A 20,575-nucleotide genomic window follows, 5' to 3' on the forward strand; every position below is an offset into this window, starting at 1 on the left:
CGTCATCGAGCCCACCGCCGTCAAGGCCCGGCGAACGGCGCGTGAATCAAGCACTATCGACGGGTGGGCTGGTGGTTTCAGGAACGCATCGTGGACACCGGCCGCCTGCCGTTGTTCTGCTTCTTCACCGCGATGGTGTGCGGCTTCGGATTCATCCGGCTGTCGGTGAGGCTGATCCGGGCGCAGGTGCGCTGGTGGCCCGGGAACATCACGCCCGGCGGACTGCACATCCACCACGTGGTGTTCGGCGTGGTGTTCCTGCTCGTCGGCGGCGTCGCCCAGATGGTGGTGCCCGACGAGCTGACCGCGGGGCGGGCCGCCGCGGCCGCCGTGTTCGGCGTCGGCGCGGCCCTCGTCCTCGACGAGTTCGCGCTCATCCTGCACCTGCGTGACGTGTACTGGACCGAGACCGGCCGTACGTCCATCGACGCGGTGTTCGTGGCGGTCGCGGTGACCGGCCTGCTGTTGCTGGGGCTGCGGCCCATCGGCATCGAGGACTTCGACCTCGCCGAGTCCGCCTACGCGCCGTCGCACCCCATCCTGTGGGGCCTGGCGTTCACCGTCCTGAACCTCGCCCTGGCGGTCGTCACGCTGCTCAAGGGCAAGATCTGGACGGGCCTGCTCGGCCTGTTCCTGTGGCCGCTGATCTACATCGGTGCGATCCGGCTGGCCAGGCCGGGCTCGCCGTGGGCGCGCTGGCGTTACCGGCGGGGCCGGCGCGGGCAGCGCAAGCTGGCCCGGGCCGTCTGGCGTGAGGTGCGGATCCGCAGGCCGCTCATCAAGGCGAAGATCCGTCTCCAGGAACTCATCGCGGGCCGCCACAATCAGCGGACCGGTCTCCCGGACTGAAGGGGTCGGCCTGGAAGCGCTCCCAGCATCGGCGACGGGTCGCGTTCGACCGATTACGACGAGGCGGTTACCGGAGTCGTCCGATACCACCCGTTACATCCACATTTGTCAATTCGCGCAGGTTACGGATTCATAACCGTTGCCGACATCGGCATTGACCGTGGGCGTGACGCGGGTTACGTTACTGGGAGCGCTCCCATACATCGGTGAACGCCGATGCGGCGGGGACGGCCCCACCGTCCCCGCCTCCCCGGGACCGAACGCCCCCACCCACCCGGCCACCGGCGCACCTGGCCAGACCCGAAGAGAGACGAGCAATGACACTCATCCGACGTCGCGGCACGAGCGCCGCGCTGGCCGCCGCCGCGGTCGCCACCATGGCGCTCACCGCGTGCGGCAACTCCGATGACGGCCTCGACGCCGACGGCAACATCGTGCTGACCGTGCAGGTCTTCGGCGGTGCCGGATTCGGATACGAGGACCTGATCGCGCAGTACGAGAAGGACAACCCCGGCATCAAGGTCGACTACCAGATCGTCACCGACGACTACGACAACGAGTTCCGCCCCAACCTCATCCAGCAGCTCGACGCCGGTGACGGCGCCGGCGACGTGGTGGGTATCGAGGAGCAGGGCGTCGGCCAGATGATGGCCATGTCGGAGTACTGGGTGGACCTGGCCGAGTACGGGCTCGACTCCCGCAAGTCGGACTACACCGACTGGAAGTGGGAACTCGGGCACACCCCCGAGGGCAAGCTCGCCGCCCTCGGCACCGACGTCGGGGGCATGGCGATGTGCTACCGCACCGACCTGTTCGAGGCGGCGGGCCTGCCCACCGACCGCGAAGAGGTCAGCGCGCTGTGGCCCGACTGGGACGGCTTCACCGAGGTCGCCGAGGAGTTCGTCGCCTCCGGTGTCGACGCCGCCTTCGTCGACAGCCCCAACCAGCTCTACAACATCCGCATGGTCCAGGAGGCCGGCGCCGGAGACGGCATCAGCTACTTCGACCGTGAGGGCGAATACGCGCTGGCGGAGAGCCCCGCCGTGCGCACGGCGTTCGACTACGTCGCCGAACTGTCCGAGAAGGGCGCCGTCGGCCAGTTCCAGAACTGGTCCGACGAGTGGAAGCAGGCCATGCAGGCCGGTGGCTTCGCCACCATGGGCTGCCCCGCGTGGATGCTCGGCGTCATCGCCGACACCTCCGGTGACGAGAACGCTGGCAACTGGGACGTCGCGACGGTGCCCGGTGGCAGCGGCAACTGGGGCGGCTCCTGGCTCGGTGTGCCGACGCAGAGCAAGCACCCCGAGGAGGCCGCCGCGCTGGCCAGTTACCTGACCAGCCCCGAGGCACAGGTCGCCGCGTTCGAGGCGGTCAGCAACTTCCCGAGTTCGCCCGAGGCCCAGGCCGAGCCGACGGTGGCCGACATGACCAACCCGTACTTCAACGACGCGCCGTCCGGCCGGATCTTCGCCGAGTCGGTCGCCGGGTTCCAACCGGTGTTCTACGGCGAGTTGCACTCCGCCGTGCGCGCCGCCGTCGAGGACGTGCTGTTCGGGATGGTGGAGGGCTCCACCGATCCCGACGAGGCGTGGGACTCCTTCGTGGCCGCCGGCCAGGAGGTCGTCGACACCAGCATGTGACCCCGTACGGACCGGTGGCCGGTCATGTCCTCCGACATGGCCGGCCACCGGGGCGCCCGACCCCGTTCGACTCGCAAAGGACCTCACATGACGCCCAAGGCCGCGCACGGCGCGAACCGGCGACCGGGAATCCGGGCGCGGTTCGACCTCAAGGCCATGCCGTACCTGTTGATATCCCCGTACTTCCTGCTGTTCGCCGTCTTCGGGCTGTTCCCGCTCGGGTTCACGTTGTGGGTGTCGCTGCACAGTTGGCGGCTCGCCGGCGACAAGGAGTTCATCGGCTTCGACAACTACGGCTTCCTGCTGACCAACGCCGGGTTCTGGAACGCCACCGGGAACACCCTCGGCATGTTCGTGATGGCGACGATCCCGCAACTGGTGCTGGCGATCCTGCTGGCAAACGCCCTGAACAAGCGGATGCGCGGCCGGCTGCTGTACCGGATGGGCATCCTGCTGCCGATGGTGACGTCGGTCGTGGCGGTGGCCATCGTCTTCAGTCAACTGTTCAGCCCGCAGTACGGGATGGTGAACTGGCTGCTGGAGACCGTCGGACTCGACCCGGTCCAGTGGCAGTCGGAGAAGCTGCCGTCGTGGCTGGCGATCTCGGCGATGGTGGACTGGCGCTGGACCGGTTACAACGCGATCATCTTCCTGGCCGCCATGCAGACCATCCCGCGCGACCTGTACGAGGCCGCCGCGATCGACGGCGCCTCGCCGCGCAGGCAGTTCTGGCAGATCACGGTGCCCCAGTTGCGGCCGGTCATCATCTTCGTGGTCTTCATATCCACGATGGGCGGGATGATGCTGTTCGCCGAGCCGCTGATGTTCGGTTCCGGCCGGTACGACGGCGGCGCCGCCGGGCAGTTCCAGACGATCGGCCTCTACATCATCCAGGCGTTCCGGGAACGCAACAACTACGGCCTGGCCGCCGCGGCGGCGTGGCTGTTGTTCATGTTCATCCTGATCGTCGCGGCGGTCAACTACCTGTTCACCAACCGGATTCGAGGTGACCGATGACGCGGGCCGGATCGCGTGGCGGTGTGCGGCTGTGGGACGCCACCGTACTGACGCGGGTGACGCTGGGCTTCGCCCTGCTGCTGTCGGTGTGGCCGCTGTACTGGATGGTGGTGATCGCGTCGCGGACCGTCTCCGACGCCACGGCCGTTCCGCCGCCGCTGCTGCCGGGCGGCAACCTGGGTGAGAACATCTCGCGGGCGCTGGCCGACGACTCGGCGCATCTGCTCGTCGGGTTGGGGAACTCGTTCGTCGTGGCGGGTTCGGTGACGGTGGCGGTCGTGCTGATCTCCACGATGGCGGGCTTCGCGTTCGCCAAGCTGCGGTTTCGCGGCAGGACGGTGCTGCTGGTGTCGGTACTGTTGACGATGATGGTGCCGTTGCAGCACGTCGGTGTGGTGCCGCTGTACATCATGATGATCGAGTTGGACTGGACCAACACCATGCAGGCGGTGATCCTGCCGTTCCTGGTGAACGGTTTCGGGATCTTCCTGATGCGGCAGTACACGTTGCAGGCGGTGCCGGACGAGTTGGTGGAGGCGGCGCGGATGGACGGCGCGTCCACGTGGACGGTCTACTGGCGGGTGGTGCTGCCGGCGGTGCGGCCCGGTATGGCGGTGTTGGCGTTGTTGACGTTCATGCAGAACTGGAACGAGTTCCTGTGGCCGTTGATCATCCTGCGGCCGGACAATCCGACGATCCAGGTGGCGATCCGGGGCCTGTCCGACACCAACTACGGTTCCGACTACTCAATGATCTTCACCGGGACACTACTGTCCATTGTGCCCCTGGTGATAATCTTCATCGCATTCGGCCGCCAGATCGTGGGCGGGCTCATGGAAGGCGCGGTTAAGTCATGACTGGATCGACACGCACGAACCTCCGAGTGGGAGCGTTCCCGGCCGACTTCGCCTGGGGGGCGGCGACATCCGCCTACCAGATCGAGGGCGCCGCCGACGAGGGCGGCAGGGGCAGGTCGATCTGGGACACCTTCGCCCACACGCCAGGCAGGGTGGTCGACGGCGGTACGGGCGACGTCGCGGTCGACTCCTACCACCGGTACCCGGAGGACGTCGAGGTCATGAAGCGGCTCGGCCTGACCGACTACCGGTTCTCGGTGTCGTGGCCGCGCATCCAGCCCGACGGCGACACGAAACTCAACAACGCGGGACTCGACTACTACCGGCGGCTCGTGGACACCCTGCGCGACGCCGGCATCACCCCCTGGATCACGCTGTACCACTGGGACCTGCCGCAGGCCCTGGAGGACGCCGGAGGCTGGCCGCACCGCGACACCGCCCACCGGTTCGCCGACTTCGCGCAGGTCGTCCACGACGCGCTCGGCGACCGGGTCCAGGAGTGGATCACCGTGAACGAGCCGTGGTGCGCCGCGTTCCTCGGCTACGCGTCCGGGGAACACGCGCCCGGACGTCGCGACCCGGCCGCCTCGGTGGCCGCGGCACACCACCTCATGCTCGGTCACGGCCTGGCCGTCCGGGCGATGCGGGCGCAACGGTCCGACAGCAGGATCGGTGTGGGCCTGAACTTCTACCCCGTGCACCAGGCGGGCGACTCCGAGGCCGACGCCGACGCGGTCCGCCGGATCGACGGCATGCAGAACCGGTTCTTCACCGACGCGGTACTGCGCGGCGAGTACCCGGCCGACGTGCTCGACGACCTGTCGGCCGTCGCCGACCTGTCGGTGATCCGGCCCGGCGACCTCGACGTCATCGGAAGCCCCGTGGACACCCTCTGCGTCAACTACTACAGCCGGTTCACCGTGACCGCCGCCGGTTCCGGCAGCACCTCGGCGTCGGCGGCGCCCACCGACGTCGACTCGGCGTGGCCTGGCAACTCCCACATCGGCTTCGTGGGGAGCGGACTCCCCGTCACCGGCATGAACTGGGAGATCGACCCGGGCGGACTGCGGGACATCCTGGTGCGGCTGTCGCGGGACTACCCGGGTGTCCCGCTCGTGGTGACCGAGAACGGCTCGGCCTTCGACGACGTCGTCTCCGAGGACGGCGCGGTGCACGACCCGGAACGGCTCGCCTACCTGCGCGACCACCTGGCGGCCTGTCAGGAGGCCGTCGAGGCGGACGTACCGCTGCGCGGCTACTTCACGTGGTCGCTGCTGGACAACTTCGAGTGGGCCTGGGGTTACACGAAGCGGTTCGGGATCGTCCACGTCGACTACGACACGCAGCGCCGCACCGTCAAGGACAGCGGACGCTGGTACGCCGACTTCGTGTCCGGCCGGCTCGACGGCTGACGGCCGGGACGTCACGCGGTCGCCCGGGTTACGTAGGCTCGGACCACCGTGGTGTGCCGTCCGGCGCGCCGCGGTGGTTCGAGAGGTATCTGAGGTATGGAATCGTCCGCCGCGCCGACGCTCGACATGGTCGCGGCCCGTGCCGGAGTCGGTCGTGGCACCGTCTCCCGGGTCATCAACGGGTCCTCCCAGGTGAGCCAGCGTGCCCGGGAGGCCGTCAACCGCGCGATCGCGGAACTCGGCTACGTCCCCAACCAGGCCGCCCGCACCCTGGTCACCCGCCGCACCGACACGGTGGCGCTGGTGATCTCGGAGTCGGCGGACCGCCTGTGGGGTGAGCCGTACTTCGCCGGGGTCATCCGGGGAATCTCCAAGCAGTTGGACGAGGCGGGGCTGCGCCTGATGCTGACCATGGCGTCGTCCCGGCAGGAACGGGAGCGGCTGGAACCGTACCTGCTGGGCAAGCACGTCGACGGCGCCCTGTTGATCTCGCTGCACGGTGACGATCCGATGCCCGCCCACCTGCGGGACTCCGGCCTGCCGATCGTGCTGTGCGGGGCGCCGGTCACCGGGCTGGAGGTCCCGTACGTCGACAGCGACAACCGGGGTGGTGCGCGGGAGGCGGTGCGGTACCTGGTGGCACAGGGCAGGACCCGGATCGCCACGATCACCGGGCCGCAGGACATGTCGGTGGGGCGGGACCGGCTCGCCGGTTACCGTGAGACGCTGCGCACCGCCGGTATCGCCGAGGACCCCGCGTTGATCGTCGCCGGTGACTTCTCGGAGGCGAGCGGCCTGGCCGCGACCCGGGAACTGCTCGACGCCGTCCCGGACGTGGACGCGGTGTTCGCGGCCTCCGATCCGATGGCGTTCGGCGCGATCCGGGCGTTGCGGGAACGTGACCGCCGGGTCCCGGAGGACGTCGCGGTGATCGGTTTCGACGACTCGACGATGGCCGGGCACATGGTTCCGGCGTTGACGACGGTGCATCAGCCGGTGGAGGCGATGGGCCGTGAGATGGCGCGGCTGCTGGTGGCGGCGATCCGGGGCGGACCGCCCGACCCGCCGACGACGATCCTGCCGACGCGACTGGTGGTCCGCGCCTCGGCGTGACCTCGTCCTCCCCACTTCGCCTTGGGTGGGCTGGGGCCCATCGACGTGCCTCGAATAAACCCGGATGTCCGGATTCCGGCGGGCCTCCAACCACCCAAGGCGGGCCTACGCCCACCCAAGGCGGGCTTCCGACCACCCGAGGCGGGTATGGGGGAGGCTGTGAAGCGTGGCGCAGAGCGGTCCACGTGATGCCGATGCGTCGTAGGGTGATACAGGCTCACCGTCGGCCCGCTAAGCTACCGGTGAGTAATATCGGTCGGCCGAGCGAAGGAGTGCCGGATGGGTGTCGTTCAGGTGGTCACCACCATCCTGGCCGCGGTGATCACCGTCGTGGCCCTCGTACTGGTGACACGGACCGCGCTGCGGATGCTCGCCGTGATCCGGCTGGGAGCGCCCGAACCGGGCCGCGCCGAACGGGTCGGCCCGCGTCTCCTCAACACCCTCAAGGAGACCGTCGGGCACACCAAGATGCTCAAGTGGAGACTGGTCGGCGCCGCGCACTGGTTCGTCTTCGTGGCGTTCATCGGCCTGTTCCTCGTGCTCGTCGAGGCGTACTTCGAGGTCGTCGACCCCGCCGCCTCCATCCCCCTCATCGGGCACTGGTCGGTGTGGCTGCTGTTCAGCGACGTCATCAGCATCACCGGTGCGCTCGGCATCATCACCCTGTTCGTCATCCGGATGCGGAACCAGCCGAAGGGCAACCCGGCGCCCGCGCTTCCCGAGAACACCGAGATCTCACCCGCGCCCAGCCGCACCAGCACCAGCCGCTTCGAGCGCTCCAACCAGTGGCAGGGCTTCTACATCGAGGCCACCATCCTGGCCATCGTCCTGTTGGGCCTGACGCTGCGCGGTATGAAGATCGCCGCCGGGGAGCTCGACACACCCGTGTGGACCTCCCCCGGGTCGCACGCCGTCGCCGCGTTGTTCGAGGGCGTCTCGGCGAGTGCCCTGCTGACCACCGTCTCGGTCGTCGCGCTGGTGAAGATCGCCGTGTCGTGGGCGTTCTTCCTGATCCTGGCTCTCAACATCACGATGGGACTGGGCTGGCACCGGCTCACCGCGTTCTTCAACATCTTCCTCAAACGCGACCCGCAGGGCGGCCCGGCGCTGGGTGCCGTCAAGCCGATCCTGGTCGAGGGCGAACCCATCGACTTCGAGAAGGCCGACCCCGAGACCGACCCGTTCGGTGTCGGACAGGTCGAACAGTTCAGCTGGAAGGGCCTGCTCGACTTCACCACCTGCACCGAGTGCGGCCGGTGCCAGTCGCAGTGCCCCGCGTGGAACACCGACAAGCCGCTGTCCCCGAAGCTGCTGATCATGGACCTCCGGGACCACCTGTACGCGAAGTCGCCGTACCTGATGGCCGGCGGCGGCAAGAACCCGCTCGGCGAGGAGAAGGCGACCGAGGAACAGCTCGCCGGCGTACCGCAGGCCGCCAAGGACGAGGCGGAGAGGTCACTGGTCGGCGACGTCATCCACCCCGACGTCCTGTGGTCGTGCACCACCTGCGGCGCGTGCGTCGAACAGTGCCCGGTCGACATCGAACACGTCGACCACATCGTCGACATGCGGCGGCACCAGGTGATGATCGAGTCCGCGTTCCCCGCCGAGGCGCAGACCCTCATGCGGAACCTGGAGAACAAGGGCAACCCGTGGGGCGCCAACCCCAACACCCGCACCGACTGGACCAAGGGCCTCGACTTCGAGGTGCAGACCGTCGACAAGGCCGGGACCGAATGGGAGTACCTGTTCTGGGTCGGCTGCGCGGGGGCGTTCGACGACAAGGCGCAGAAGACGACCCGCGCGGTCGCGACCCTGCTGCACGAGGCCGGGGTGAAGTTCGCGATCCTCGGGACCGGCGAGACCTGCACCGGCGACCCGGCTCGCCGCGCCGGGAACGAGTTCCTGTTCAGCATGCTGGCCGAGCAGAACGTCGAGGCCCTCAACGAGGCGGGCGCGACCAAGATCGTCGCGACCTGCCCGCACTGCCTCAACACCCTCGGCAACGAGTACGGCCAGCTCGGCGGCCACTACGAGGTCGTCCACCACACCCAGCTGCTCGCCGAACTGGTCTCCGAGGGCCGCCTCACACCCGTCAACCGCGTCGACGGCGGCCTCACCTACCACGACCCGTGCTACCTGGGCCGTCACAACCGGGTGTTCACGCCGCCGCGCGAGGTGCTGGGCGCGGTCGCCGAGGGCGGCCTCACCGAGATGCCCCGCAACTCGGAACGCTCCTTCTGCTGCGGCGCCGGTGGCGCGCGCATGTGGATGGAGGAGAAGCTGGGCACCCGCATCAACGTCAACCGCAGCCGGGAGGCCGTCGACACCGGCGCCAAGACCGTCGCGGTCGGGTGCCCGTTCTGCTCCACGATGATCACCGACGGCGTGAACGCCATCGGCAGTGGCGAGGACGTCGAAGTGGTGGACGTGGCGCAGGTGCTGCTTCGCAGTGTGAAAGGCTGACCCGCCCCGTGCGGGGCCGGCCGGCCCCGCACCGTCCGAAGTCGCCCCTGACCGGCCCGCACCACGCCGAAGCCCGCGTCCGGCTCGGCGAGGGCCGACGAGAGGATCCACCGTGCGTTCGCTCGTGTACTTCGTCGGCGTGACCGCCGACGGCTTCATCGCCGCCCCCGACGGCTCACTCGACCACTTCGCGGTGACCCCGGAGTTGGTGGAGTTCGTGACCACCGAGTACCCGGAGACGCTGCCGGCCCCCGCCCGGGAGGCGATGGGCGTCGCGGACGCCCCCAACCGCCACTTCGACACGGTCATCATGGGCCACACCACGTACCGGCTCGGTGTGGAACAGGGCGTCACGAGCCCGTACCCGCACCTGCGGCAGTACGTCGCGACGTCCCGGGCGGGCGTCGGGGACCCGGCCGTCACCGTGGTGGCCGACCCGGTCGCGGCGGTGAGGCGGTGGAAGTCGGAACCGGGCGGCGACATCTGGCTCGCCGGCGGCGGCACACTCGCGGCGGCGCTCGTCTCCGAGATCGACCGGCTGGTGTTCAAGGTGTACCCGGTCGTCGCGGGCACGGGCGTGCCGGTGTTCGGCGGCGGTTTCACGCCCCGGCACCTGACATCGACCGGCACCGAGCGGCTCGCCGGCGGCCACCTGATCCAGGAGTACTCGCTCACGTGATCCACATCCAAGCACCGGAACGACTCGACACCGCCGACACGGCCCGCTGGCACCGGATCCTCGCCGCCGCGTCGGCCACCGACACACCCGCCGCGCCGGTCCCCACCGCCGAGCGGCTGCACCACCGGCTCACCGGCACCTCGCTGGACTCACGGCGCGTGTACCGGCTCGCGGTGGACGAGTCCGGGGAGCTCGTCGGCGCGGCCGGGCTGCGGTTGTTCGACTCCGAAGGACAGGCACACCTGGCCGAACTCGAACTGGTCGTGGATCCGGCGCACCGGCGACACGGCACCGGAAGCCGGCTGCTGGAGGAGATCACGGCCGCCGCGCGGGCGGACGGCCGCCGCAGCGTGATCACCGAGGTGGCGGACGGCGGCCCGGCCGAGGCGTTCCACCGCCGGCACGGATTCGACCGCATGCTCACCCTCCACATGCTGTCGCTGGACCTGGCCGAGACCCGCGACGACGACCGGTTCGACGCGGAGGGGGACGACCACGCCGGTTACGACCTGGTGCGGTGGCGTGGGGTGGCTCCGGCGCAGTGGCGGGCCGGGTTCGTCACCGCCAAGAACGCCATGAACGACATGCCGGTCGGCGACATGGACTACGGGACGGTCGGATGGGACGTCGACAGGATCGTGAGGATGGCGGAGGTCATCGCCGCCCGCGGTGACGTCCTGTTGACCGTGGCGGCGGTCAAGGGCGACTCCGTCGCCGGTTACACCGAGGTGGTGGTGTCACCGGAGGGCACGGTGGCCCAGCAGTACGACACCGTCGTGGTTCCCGAGCACCGCGGCCACGGTCTCGGGTTCCGCATGAAGGCGCACATGGTGCGGGACCTGGCCTCCGAGTTCCCGGGTGTGACCCGGTTGGTCACCGACAACGCCGAACAGAACCGGCACATGCGCGCCGTCAACGACCGGTTGGGTTTCCGGCTCGACCGGATCGTCCACGAATACCAGTTGACCTGGTTACCGGGCGCGGCGTCACGGGGACTCGGTGAGTTCGACCGTGACGCCCTCACTGGTCAGGGTGAGCGTGTCCCCGTCGAGGGTGTACTCGGGCGCGGACTCCAGGAATCCGATGAGCCACGTGTCCACGGCCATGGCCGGCTCCTCGCAGGCCATCTCGGTACTGAACAGCTCGGTCACGGCCAGGCGTCCACCGTCCGGTTCCACGGTCCCGCCCATGTGGTTGCAGTCGGCGACCGCGCCGATGGACCCGTCGTCGAACGAGACGGTGAACTCGGTCCCCGCGAGCAGGCTCTCGGTCTCGGCGTCGCCGGTGACCCGTTGCGCGACGAAACTGCGGCCCCACAGGGCTTCGCCGTCGGCGACGGCGTCGGCGGCGCCGTCTTCGGCGGGACGGTGGGTCTCGGCCGCCGCGGCGGTGCAGCCCGCCAGCGCCGCGGGCAGCGCCACGGCGGTCACCACGCTCCAGATTCTCCTCATGCGGGTATGACGCGGCACGGGCCGTAGCGGTTCCCGGTGAGTCACCGTGGGTCACCTCGTGCGGCGCCGCCGTGACCGCCGCCGGGGCCGTGACGCGCCGTGCGGCACGCGACAGCGCCGCACCCTTCGGCGCGGCCGACGGGGGTCACGTGACACGCTCGCCTCATGCGCAGATCAGCCGCCCCGAGAACGACACCGGTCCTCCTGCTGGGACTGGCGCTGGCCGTCGCCGGGTGTGGGGGTTCCGACCCGGCCGCGTCCGGGAACGAGAGCCGGCCCTCGGATCAGGCGTCCGAGTCGGCGGCACCGGAGTGCCGGGACGGCGTGGAGATCACGCCGGGTCCGATCGACGCGGCCACGGGCCAGCGGGGCATGGCGATCACGTTGTACAACTGCGGCACCGAGGACGTCGCACTCGACGGCTTCCCCACCGTGACGGTGCTGGACGCGGCCCGGAACCCGCTGGACGTCACCGTCAACGAGGGGACCACGGCGATAGAGGCGCCCGATCCGGCGCCGTTGACGGTGCGGCCGGGCGAGTCCGCCGAATCGGTGATCCTGTGGCGCAACACCGTCACGACGGTCGACGGGTCGGAGATCCTGGAGGGCGCGTTCCTGGACGTGGCGGCGACGCCGGGGGCGACCGGTCGGGTGGTGACTCCGGAGTCGCCGTTGGACCTGGGGAACACCGGTGAGATCGACGTGACCGCGTGGGCGCCGGCGGCCGGTTGAGGACACCGGTCCACCGGCCTGCGGAGACGGGTCACTCCTGGTGGAGGCGTGCGGTCTGTTCCCGCATGACCGTGGTGGCCCTGCCGAGGTAGTCGAGGATCACCGCCAGCTCCTCCGGCCGGTAGTCGGCGGCGAGTTCCGCCATGGCCGCACCGAGCCGCCCGAACACGGCGCCCAGGTCGGGGCGTCGTCCGGCGTGCGCCGAGATCAGTACGCGGCGGCGGTCGGTGGGGTCCGGTGTCCTGCCGACGTATCCGGCGGCGACCAGTCGATCCACCAGGCCGGTGACGGCGCTCGGTTTCATCCGCAGTTCCGCGGCGAGCCGGCTGGCGGTGATCGGTCCGTCCCGCATGACGACCCCGAGTGCCTTGTGGTCGACGGCCGACAGGCCGAGCCGGTCCGCGACGGCGTCATGGAACATCACCACCGCCGTGCTGAACTCCCTGCCCACGGTGGCCGGGTCCGGGGTCATGACACCTCCAATATTTCAGTTCTTTGAACTATTCACTATAATGAACTTATGACCGAGTCACTTCACGGACTCCGGATCGCCGGATCCGCCTTCAACTGGGCACTGCGCTTCTACGTCCGCCATCTCCCGCTCGTCGTCGGCGTCTCCCTCATCCCCTCGGTGCAACGATTCTGGTTGGTCTCCGAAGGCGACCGGGTCGGCGCCCCCCTCGCCGTCGGCACCGAGGTCGTCGCCGAAGGCACCCGCGTCGTCCTGGTGTGGCTGCTGCTACGGCTGGCGTTCCGAGGCGACCCACTGCTGCGCCCGCTGACGGTGCGGCGGCGGTGGCGACTGCTCACCGACTTCATCGACCGGCACCTCGTCGCCTTCCTCACCCAGTTCGTCGTCCTGGCCGCCGCCTTCGTCGTACTGGACCTGCTACCCAACACCGCCATCGCCACACTCGTCCCCGCCGACGACCGGGACACGGTCACGGCGGTGGTCGTCGCCGCCAAAAACCCCACCGTGATCGCCATGACGTTCATCTGGATGATCGGCGTCGGCGTGGCCATGATGCGGGCCACCGCCGCGCCGCCCTCCACCGCACCCGCCACGACCCCGGGCGACGGCACCGAACGGCCCGCCCGGGGTTGACACCGCCACGGCTCGCGGGAGACGGCCCGCGAGCCGTGGCACCGGACGACCGCCTTCAGGCGCCCGGATAACGGGACTGCCACGCCGCGAGGCCACGGGACAGGACGCCACCGTCGCGCAGCGACAGCACGAAGTCGGCCGCGAGCGCGCCGATCTCGTCGCGGTGTTCCAGTCGGGCGAGCCAGTCGCCGGGGATCGCCTCCGCGCCGAGCAGTGCGCCCATCAGGTTGCCGCACATCGCACCGGTGGAGTCGGAGTCCCCGGAGTGGTTCACCGACGACAGCAGCGCCCGCCGCATCCTGACCGCCCCGGCTCCGGTGGCGGTCGAGGCGCAGTACACCGCGATGGCGAGCGCCTCCTCGGCGACCCAACCGCCGCCCAACAACTCCACCTTCTCGGCCGTCGGGGAACCCTGTTCCGCCAACGCGAGCGCACCCCGCAGCGCCTCGGCGGTCTCGTCGCCGCCGGGGTAGCCGCTCAACAGGTCCAGGGTGAGGGAGACGGCGGGCGTCAACTCCACGCCGCGGCCGACGTGGTGGATCAACGCCGCGAACGCCCCCGCGGCGAGGTAGCCCGTCGGGTGGCCGTGGGTGTACTGGGCACAACGGGCCGCCAACTCGAACGCGGTGGGCGCGTCCACCGCGTACAACCCGAACGGCGCGGACCGCATCACGGTGCCGCAGCCCTTGGACTCGGGGTTGATCTCACCGGACCGTCCCCACTCGGCGAAGTGCGACAGGCGTCGCTCCACACCGGACAGGCAAGCCTGCCCGGGGGCGCGCCGCCGGTACAGCCACTCCCGGCTCAGCAACCAGCCGTCCCGGTGCTCACCGGGAGCCACGTCGGCCGGTGAGCCGTGGTTCTGGGTCTCCCGCCAGCGGTACAACGCGCGACTCACCGCCCGTTCCACGCTTCCGGCCGACCGGCCGGGTATCCGCACCCTGTGCCGAATCAGTCCCTCTACTGTGAACAAAGTCATCTGGGTGTCGTCGGTGATCGACGCGGTGCGTTCGAGATCGGTGATCCCCGCGTCGCCGTACTGGCGGCGCAGACCGAACAGGGTGGAGAATTCGACGGGCCCGCCGAGCGCGTCACCGACGGCACCCGCCAACAGGCAACCCGTCACGCGACTCGCGAACACCGCGGCTTCGACATCAGAGTGATCCATACCGATTACTGTGCCTCAAGGCGCCGGAGTCGGCATGGGACGCCTTCACGGCGTGAGGCTCACCGCGACGCCCGCACCGCCTCGGCCGTACCGGTACGGGCGAACCAGGCACCCAACGCCAGGAGGCAGACCACCGACACCGCGCCGGCCAGCCATCCGGTGTGGAACACCACGGCGTTGAGGAAGCCGATGCCGACGGTGTAGGCCGCCCAGCAGACCGCCGCCGTGGCCGACCACCGCGCGAAGTCGCCGAACCGTATCCCCGGCTCCCGGCCGCCGGTGTTGACGACCAGGCATCGCCCCGCCGGGACGAACCGGGCCACCAGCACCGTCCTGGCGCCGGAGCGGCGCAGCATGGCGCGCAACCGGTGGTCGGCGCCCGACAGCCGGCCCGACCGGGCCAGCAGCCGGTCCACCCGGGTGGCCCCGGAACGCGCGAGCCGGAACGCCAGGAGGTCCCCGAGGGTGGAGGCCGCCGCCGCGGTGACCAGCAGCGGCACCACCGTCTCCCCCGAGGTGACGGCGTACACGGTCGCGAGTACGAGGGTCGTGCCGCTGGGCAGCACCGGAACGTACACGTCGGACAGGATGAGCAGCACCAGGACCAGGTAGAGCCACGGCGAGGTGACCAGTGATGCGATGACGGTTTCCATGGCGGCTCTCGGTGGCGGGACGACTGCGGCACAGCCTGCCAGGCGTCCCGCCGGTCGTCACCGCCAGGGCGGACCGGACGTCACGCCGCCAGCAGTCCGATGCCCAGTGTCACGACACCCGCCGCGAGCGACGCCGCGCCGAGCCACAACAGCACGATGAGCCGGTTCGGCCGGTGCACGTCGCGCCCCAGCGAGGACAGGAAGAATCCCGCCGACATCAGGACGGCGGCGGCCGGTACGCCGAGCCGGGCGACCGTCCCGGCGAGGCCGGTGAGCCCGGTGGCGTCCGCCAGGACGAGACAGACCAGCCCCAGCGTGACGAGCACCCCGGCGTGGGCGTGACCGGCCCGGGCGAAGGTCTTCTGGAAGTCGGTCATGGGGACCGCCCCGGAGACGATGCGGGTGAGGAACCAACCGCCGAACTCGATGGTCACCACGGTGAGCAGGACGACGCCCGCGATGGTCCGGCTCGCGTCACTCAGCACGATTTCGGGCATGGCACACCTCCGATGGATAGCCGTTCTATCGGATACTATCACTATCCAAAGCTCGGTGCCTCGCCTTTCACACCGGGCGAGCCGGTCACACCGCGGCGGCCACCGCCCGCCCGGTCTGCCGTCCCGAGAAGATGCAGCCGCCCAGGAACGTGCCCTCCAGCGACCGGTAGCCGTGCATACCGCCGCCGCCGAAGCCCGCCACCTCACCGGCCGCGTACAGCCCCGGAAACGGCTCACCGTCCGGCTGGAGCACCCGGCCCGACAGGTCGGTGTGCAGACCGCCCAGCGTCTTCCGCGTGAGGATGTTCAACCGGACCCCGATCAGCGGACCCGCCTTCGGGTCGAGCAGCCGGTGCGGCGTCGCGACCCGGATCAGCTTGTCACCCCGGTAGTTGCGCGCGCCGCGGATCGCGGTCACCTGGAGGTCCTTGCTGAACGGGTTCAGGATCTCCCGGTCACGGGCGCGCACCGTCTCCCGGATCCTCGCCGGATCCAGCAACGCCGTCTCGGTGAGCCCGTTCATCCCGTCCACCAGCTCCTCGATGGTGTCGGCGACGACGAAGTCCTCACCGTGCCGTTTGAACGCCTCCACCGGAGGCGTGGCGCCCGGAAGCACCCGGCTCAGCACCTGCCGCACGCTCTTGCCCGTCAGGTCGGGGTTCTGTTCCGACCCCGACAGCGCGAACTCCTTCTCGATGATCTTCTGCGTCAGGACGAACCACGTGTAGTCGTAGCCGGTGCGCATGATGTGCGCGAGCGTGCCGAGGGTGTCGAAACCCGGGAACAACGGCACCGGGAGCCGCGCACCCGTCGCGTCCAGCCACAGCGACGACGGACCCGGCAGGATGCGGATTCCGTGCTCCGGCCAGATCGGGTCCCAGTTGCGGATGCCCTCGGTGTAGTGCCACATCCGGTCGGGGTTGACGACGCGCCCACCCGCCCGCTCGACGATGCCCAGCATCCGGCCGTCCACGTGCGCCGGGACACCGGACAGCATCCGCGCCGGCGGCTTGCCCAGCCGTTCCGGCCAGTTCCGGCGCACCAGGTCGAAGTTCCCGCCGATGCCCCCGGAGGTCACCACGACGGCCGAGGCGGTCAACGAGAAGTCCGAGACGACCTCCCGCGACGACGCCTCGCCCCGCTCCTCGTCACTGTCGGCCAGGACGCTCCCCACGACGCCCGTCACGGCCCCGGAGGTGACGGTCAGGCCGTCCACCCGGTGCCGGAACGCGAACCGCACCAGGCCGCGCTCGGCGGCGGCCTTGACGCGCCGCGCGAACGGCTCCACGACGCCCGGACCGGTACCCCAGGTGATGTGGAAACGCGGCACCGAGTTCCCGTGCCCGTCGGCCAGGTAGCCGCCGCGTTCCGCCCAGCCGACGACCGGGAAGAACCGCAGTCCGCGCTCCCGCAGCCACGCCCGCTTCTCACCGGCGGCGAAGTCGACGTACGCCTCCGCCCACCTGCGCGGCCACTCGTCCTCCTCCCGGTCGAACGCCGCCGAGCCCTGCCAGTCCTGCCAGGCGAGCGCCCGGGAGTCGCGGATCCCCAACCGCCGCTGCTCCGGAGTGTCCACCATGAACAGTCCGCCGAACGACCAGAACGCCTGACCGCCCAGCGACCGCTCCGACTCCTGATCCACCAGGACGACCCGCCTGCCGGCGTCGACCAGCTCGGCGGTCGCCACCAGGCCGGCCAGGCCGGCACCCACCACTATGACGTCGGCATCCATGCCGGTCCCTTCCACGTCGTCCCACCGACCCGGCCGCGCGGCGACGCGACCCGGCCCCACGCGGTGACGGGCCGCGAGGAAGCCGGTGGGCCGCGGACGCCGGGGCACGGGCCGCCGGATGTCCAAGCGGTCGACCCGGCCCGCGACGCGGTGAGCGTGACCGGTCCGGTGCGTCACGGTGCGCGGAGCGGGTTCCGGCGGTACCGATGTGGCACGCGGCGGATCCTGCGGGGCACCGTCCGCGACAACGCCGCGAGACGCCGGCCGGTCGCCGCGCCACCCAACCGCGGGATCGAGGACGACCTCTTAGGGTTTACCACAACGAGGCCGCCCGACGGGGCGCCGCGAAACCCGCCCGCAGGGCGGGAACCGGGACGAAACGGGGCTTCCCGACCGGCCCGCCGGGGTGTGGCGCGGCTCACCCGGCGCGACACCGGCTGTAGAACTCACCACGGCGACTGGCCGAGGCACATCCACAAGCCGTAAGCTCAGCTCTGGCCCAACCGGGTCGAACAGCGATACAGGAGTACGTAATGGCAACAGGCACCGTGAAGTGGTTCAACGCGGACAAGGGCTACGGCTTCATTCAGCAGGACGATGGTGGAGCCGATGTGTTCGTGCACTTCTCCGCCATCGCCATGGACGGGTACCGGTCCCTGGAAGAGAACCAGAAGGTCGAGTACGAGGTCGAGCAGGGAACGAAGGGGCCGCAGGCCGCCAACGTTCGGTCGCTCTAACCCCTGGCGGATCCAATCCATTCGGGCGGGCGGCTGATTCGGAGACGCCTGTGGAAGGCAACCCTCGGGTGCCGACCGATCGTCGTCGAACTCAGTACTGACTGACGTCTTCCGCGCGAACAGCGAAACGGCCCCGGCCGCCATCCGAGCTGAACGGATGGCGACCGGGGCCGCACCACTCACCGTGGCGGACGGCACCGCCGCCGGGACGTCAGTCGACGCGGTGGAACAGGCCACGGATCAACGCACCGAGCAACAGGTACACGAGTGCGGCGAGGCCGTAGTTGAAGACCGCCTGCAACTTGCCGTCGTCTACCGTGAACATGTCCTTGAACAGGTAGGCGAACCAGTCGGCGAGAACCGCGATGAAGTGGACGATCGGGTTGCCCGGGTTGGCCTCCAGCAGAATGAACGCCAGGTGCAACAGGATGATGATCACGATCGCGGTGAAAATCCCGGTCACTATGCGCACCGCGAGCGGGTTGTAGCGGGTACGGATGATCGGCATCGCGTCTTCCTCTCAATCGGCGAGACACACGTCACCGTGGGGCACCCTTCGCCGGGCATGGACTCCGGCGACGGTCACCTGCGTCTCCATCCTCCGGGATATACCCACATGAGATCGATAACTATCACTCCCCACGGACGTCCTGAGCGGACACGCCGTCCCACCGGGGAGAACCCGTGCCCGCCACGGTGATCGACGTCGTCGCCTGGATCGAGATCCGGGCCGGCACCGTCCTGACCGTCCGGTCACACGGCAGCGACACGTTCTGGATCCCAGGCGGCAAGACCGAACCCGAAGAGTCCGAACTGGACGCACTGTGTCGTGAGGCGCACGAGGAACTGGGCGTCGTGCTCGACCCCGCCAGCGCCCGGCTGTTCGGCAGGTACGACGGACACGCGCACGGACAACCACCGCACGTCCGCATCTCGATGGCCTGCTATCGCGCCGAGGCCACCGGCGTCCCACGGCCCTGCGCCGAGATAGCTGAACTGGACTGGTTCGGCTGGGCCGACCGCGACCGGGTCGCCGACGCCGACCGCCGCGTCTTCGACGACCTCCACCGCGCCGGACTACTGCGCTGAGCCGGTACCGGTGGGTCAGGTGGTGCCGCGTAGGGCGCGGAGCCAGCCGGCGGCGTCGGCGAAGGCCCGGGAACCCAGTGCCGGCGGCGGCGGAACCGGCGGCTCGTCGGTGTCCCGGGGATACGAACCCAGGAACCGGACCTCGGCGCACACCCGCCGCAGTCCCATCAACGCCTCCCCCATCGGCGCCTCCGCGACGTGCCCGGTGCAGTCGAGGTAGAACGCGTACCGGCCGAGCCGTTCCCCGGTCGGCCGCGACTCGATCCGGGTCAGGTTCACACCGCGCGTCGCCAACTCGGTCAGCACCGACAGCAGCGCACCCACCTCGTCGTGCGCGATGTAGACCACCAGCGAGGTGACGTCGTTCCCCGAGGGCGGGGCGGCCGGACCCGGCCGGGACACCAGCGCGAACCGGGTGGCGGCCTCCGGATTGTCACCGACGTCCTCGGCGAGCACCCGCAGACCGTTGTGCGCGGCGGCCAACGGCGCGCAGACACACGCGTCGGCCTCGCCCGCCGCCACCGAGGCCGCCGCCGCGGCGGTGGACAACACCTCCACGGTGGTCGCGTCGGGATGGTGGTCCCGCAGGTAACGGCGGGTCTGCGCCAACGCGTGGGGATGCGAGGCGATCCGGTGGATCGGCCCGGCCCCCGCGGCGGCCAGCACGAAGGTCACCGGCAGGACGACCTCCGCCGTGATGATGAGCGGGTCGCCCGCCACCAGGGCGTCGAGGGTCACCGGCACCGAGCCCTCCACCGAGTTCTCCAGCGGGACGAGGGCGGCGTCCACGTCACCGGCCCGGACCGCGTCCAGGGCCTCGGGCACGCTGCGCACCGGCACACGGGTTCCCCGTGCGGCGGCGGGCAGGCGGAGCAACGCGGCCTCGGTGAACGTGCCGGCCGGTCCGAGATAGGCGAACCGCGACGGGGGTACTCCTGGCATCGCTACAGGTTAACGACCCCGGGCGGGAGCGCCCGCGAGGCACGCGCGGCGCCGCCGCCCCTCCGCCGGCTCTCCCTCTCCTCCTCCGCTTGGTCCCCGCCCGGTTCCGCTTGGTCCCCACCCTCGGCCTCCAATGTGCCCGATGTGCCTGTTTCACGCCTATTTGAGACCTTCTGACGGGGACCAGGCGCGCAACGGCGGGGACCAAGCCGCCTAAAGGGAGCGGAGGGGTGGGTGTGGAGATTTCTTCGGACCCGGGGTTGACAGCCGGATTCCGGGGTGTAGTATTCAACGCATCGGTTAATCAACAACTCAGTTGATTACAAGAACAGGAGCGAACAGATGACTGACACCAAGATCGAGATCACCCGGACCTTCGACGCCCCCCGCGAAGCCGTCTTCGACGCCTGGACCACCCCCGAACACTTCGCCGCCT

At 69.9% G+C, this 20,575-nt stretch carries 20 protein-coding genes and 1 pseudogene; 13 read left to right on the top strand and 8 right to left on the bottom strand.

Going from position 1 to position 20,575, the window contains the following annotated elements; translation table 11 throughout:
* Positions 1-63 precede the first annotated feature (63 nt).
* From LX16_RS25815 to LX16_RS28340, 9 genes and pseudogenes are all read left to right on the top strand, one after another.
* Positions 64-849 (top strand): hypothetical protein, encoded by a 786-nt coding sequence (locus LX16_RS25815; protein ID WP_147144584.1) that lies wholly within the window; start codon positions 64-66, stop codon positions 847-849.
* Positions 850-1,166: 317 nt separating this feature from the next.
* Positions 1,167-2,489: an extracellular solute-binding protein gene (locus tag LX16_RS25820; protein WP_147144585.1), complete on the top strand. Its 1,323-nt coding sequence runs from the start codon at positions 1,167-1,169 to the stop codon at positions 2,487-2,489.
* Between the two features lie 87 nt (positions 2,490-2,576).
* Positions 2,577-3,506, top strand: a complete 930-nt coding sequence (locus LX16_RS25825) for a carbohydrate ABC transporter permease (protein WP_211354778.1) — start codon at positions 2,577-2,579, stop codon at positions 3,504-3,506.
* Positions 3,503-4,363: a carbohydrate ABC transporter permease gene (locus LX16_RS25830; RefSeq protein ID WP_147144587.1), complete on the top strand. Its 861-nt coding sequence runs from the start codon at positions 3,503-3,505 to the stop codon at positions 4,361-4,363. Before LX16_RS25825 ends, LX16_RS25830 begins: the two co-directional genes overlap by 4 nt.
* A complete protein-coding gene (locus tag LX16_RS25835; RefSeq protein WP_147144588.1) occupies positions 4,360-5,775 on the top strand; it encodes a GH1 family beta-glucosidase in 1,416 nt (471 codons plus the stop codon). Before LX16_RS25830 ends, LX16_RS25835 begins: the two co-directional genes overlap by 4 nt.
* Positions 5,776-5,871: 96 nt before the next feature.
* Positions 5,872-6,888, top strand: coding sequence for a LacI family DNA-binding transcriptional regulator (locus LX16_RS25840; protein ID WP_147144589.1), 1,017 nt, complete (start codon positions 5,872-5,874; stop codon positions 6,886-6,888).
* Between the two features lie 279 nt (positions 6,889-7,167).
* Positions 7,168-9,354 (top strand): (Fe-S)-binding protein, encoded by a 2,187-nt coding sequence (locus tag LX16_RS25845; RefSeq protein WP_147144590.1) that lies wholly within the window; start codon positions 7,168-7,170, stop codon positions 9,352-9,354.
* A gap of 112 nt (positions 9,355-9,466) precedes the next feature.
* Entirely contained in the window at positions 9,467-10,033 is a 567-nt protein-coding gene (locus LX16_RS25850; protein ID WP_147144591.1) for a dihydrofolate reductase family protein, read from the top strand.
* Positions 10,030-10,953 (top strand): annotated as a pseudogene (locus tag LX16_RS28340) (GNAT family N-acetyltransferase); the annotation flags it as partial. The gene LX16_RS25850 and the pseudogene LX16_RS28340, both read left to right, overlap by 4 nt.
* A 66-nt stretch (positions 10,954-11,019) precedes the next feature.
* On the opposite strand, the gene LX16_RS28345 reads toward LX16_RS28340, so the two are convergent.
* A complete protein-coding gene (locus tag LX16_RS28345; RefSeq protein WP_147144611.1) occupies positions 11,020-11,484 on the bottom strand; it encodes an META domain-containing protein in 465 nt (154 codons plus the stop codon).
* A 165-nt stretch (positions 11,485-11,649) separates the two neighbouring features.
* Between LX16_RS28345 and LX16_RS25865 the strand changes: the two genes are divergently transcribed.
* Positions 11,650-12,216 (top strand): DUF4232 domain-containing protein, encoded by a 567-nt coding sequence (locus LX16_RS25865; protein WP_147144592.1) that lies wholly within the window; start codon positions 11,650-11,652, stop codon positions 12,214-12,216.
* 31 nt (positions 12,217-12,247) lie between these two features.
* Here the strand turns inward: LX16_RS25865 and LX16_RS25870 are convergent, their stop codons facing one another.
* Positions 12,248-12,688: a MarR family winged helix-turn-helix transcriptional regulator gene (locus LX16_RS25870; protein ID WP_147144593.1), complete on the bottom strand. Its 441-nt coding sequence runs from the start codon at positions 12,686-12,688 to the stop codon at positions 12,248-12,250.
* A 48-nt stretch (positions 12,689-12,736) separates the two neighbouring features.
* Between LX16_RS25870 and LX16_RS25875 the strand changes: the two genes are divergently transcribed.
* Positions 12,737-13,321, top strand: a complete 585-nt coding sequence (locus LX16_RS25875; RefSeq protein ID WP_147144594.1) for a hypothetical protein — start codon at positions 12,737-12,739, stop codon at positions 13,319-13,321.
* A gap of 55 nt (positions 13,322-13,376) precedes the next feature.
* Here LX16_RS25875 and LX16_RS25880 read toward each other — a convergent pair whose 3' ends face one another.
* The 4 genes from LX16_RS25880 to LX16_RS25895 form a co-directional block, all read right to left on the bottom strand.
* A complete protein-coding gene (locus LX16_RS25880; protein ID WP_147144595.1) occupies positions 13,377-14,489 on the bottom strand; it encodes an ADP-ribosylglycohydrolase family protein in 1,113 nt (370 codons plus the stop codon).
* A 59-nt stretch (positions 14,490-14,548) separates the two neighbouring features.
* The gene (locus tag LX16_RS25885; protein WP_147144596.1) at positions 14,549-15,142 is read right to left on the bottom strand and encodes a DedA family protein; all 594 of its coding nucleotides are present in this window, start codon (positions 15,140-15,142) and stop codon (positions 14,549-14,551) included.
* Between the two features lie 80 nt (positions 15,143-15,222).
* Positions 15,223-15,639, bottom strand: a complete 417-nt coding sequence (locus tag LX16_RS25890; protein ID WP_147144597.1) for a hypothetical protein — start codon at positions 15,637-15,639, stop codon at positions 15,223-15,225.
* 85 nt (positions 15,640-15,724) lie between these two features.
* Complete coding sequence (locus LX16_RS25895; RefSeq protein WP_211354780.1) at positions 15,725-17,371, bottom strand: FAD-binding dehydrogenase; 1,647 nt, start codon at positions 17,369-17,371, stop codon at positions 15,725-15,727.
* 533 nt (positions 17,372-17,904) lie between these two features.
* On the opposite strand from LX16_RS25895, the gene LX16_RS25900 reads away from it, so the two are divergent.
* Positions 17,905-18,108: a cold-shock protein gene (locus LX16_RS25900; RefSeq protein ID WP_147144599.1), complete on the top strand. Its 204-nt coding sequence runs from the start codon at positions 17,905-17,907 to the stop codon at positions 18,106-18,108.
* A 211-nt stretch (positions 18,109-18,319) separates the two neighbouring features.
* Here LX16_RS25900 and LX16_RS25905 read toward each other — a convergent pair whose 3' ends face one another.
* Positions 18,320-18,616 (bottom strand): hypothetical protein, encoded by a 297-nt coding sequence (locus LX16_RS25905; RefSeq protein ID WP_147144600.1) that lies wholly within the window; start codon positions 18,614-18,616, stop codon positions 18,320-18,322.
* A gap of 176 nt (positions 18,617-18,792) precedes the next feature.
* On the opposite strand from LX16_RS25905, the gene LX16_RS25910 reads away from it, so the two are divergent.
* The gene (locus LX16_RS25910) at positions 18,793-19,197 is read left to right on the top strand and encodes an NUDIX hydrolase (protein ID WP_147144601.1); all 405 of its coding nucleotides are present in this window, start codon (positions 18,793-18,795) and stop codon (positions 19,195-19,197) included.
* 15 nt (positions 19,198-19,212) lie between these two features.
* On the opposite strand, the gene pheA is transcribed toward LX16_RS25910, so the two are convergent.
* The gene (gene pheA, locus LX16_RS25915; RefSeq protein ID WP_147144602.1) at positions 19,213-20,139 is read right to left on the bottom strand and encodes a prephenate dehydratase; all 927 of its coding nucleotides are present in this window, start codon (positions 20,137-20,139) and stop codon (positions 19,213-19,215) included.
* Between the last annotated feature and the right edge of the window lie 436 nt (positions 20,140-20,575).

Origin of the sequence: Stackebrandtia albiflava (genome assembly GCF_007994225.1) — a bacterium.
Lineage (GTDB): Bacteria > Actinomycetota > Actinomycetes > Mycobacteriales > Micromonosporaceae > Stackebrandtia > Stackebrandtia albiflava.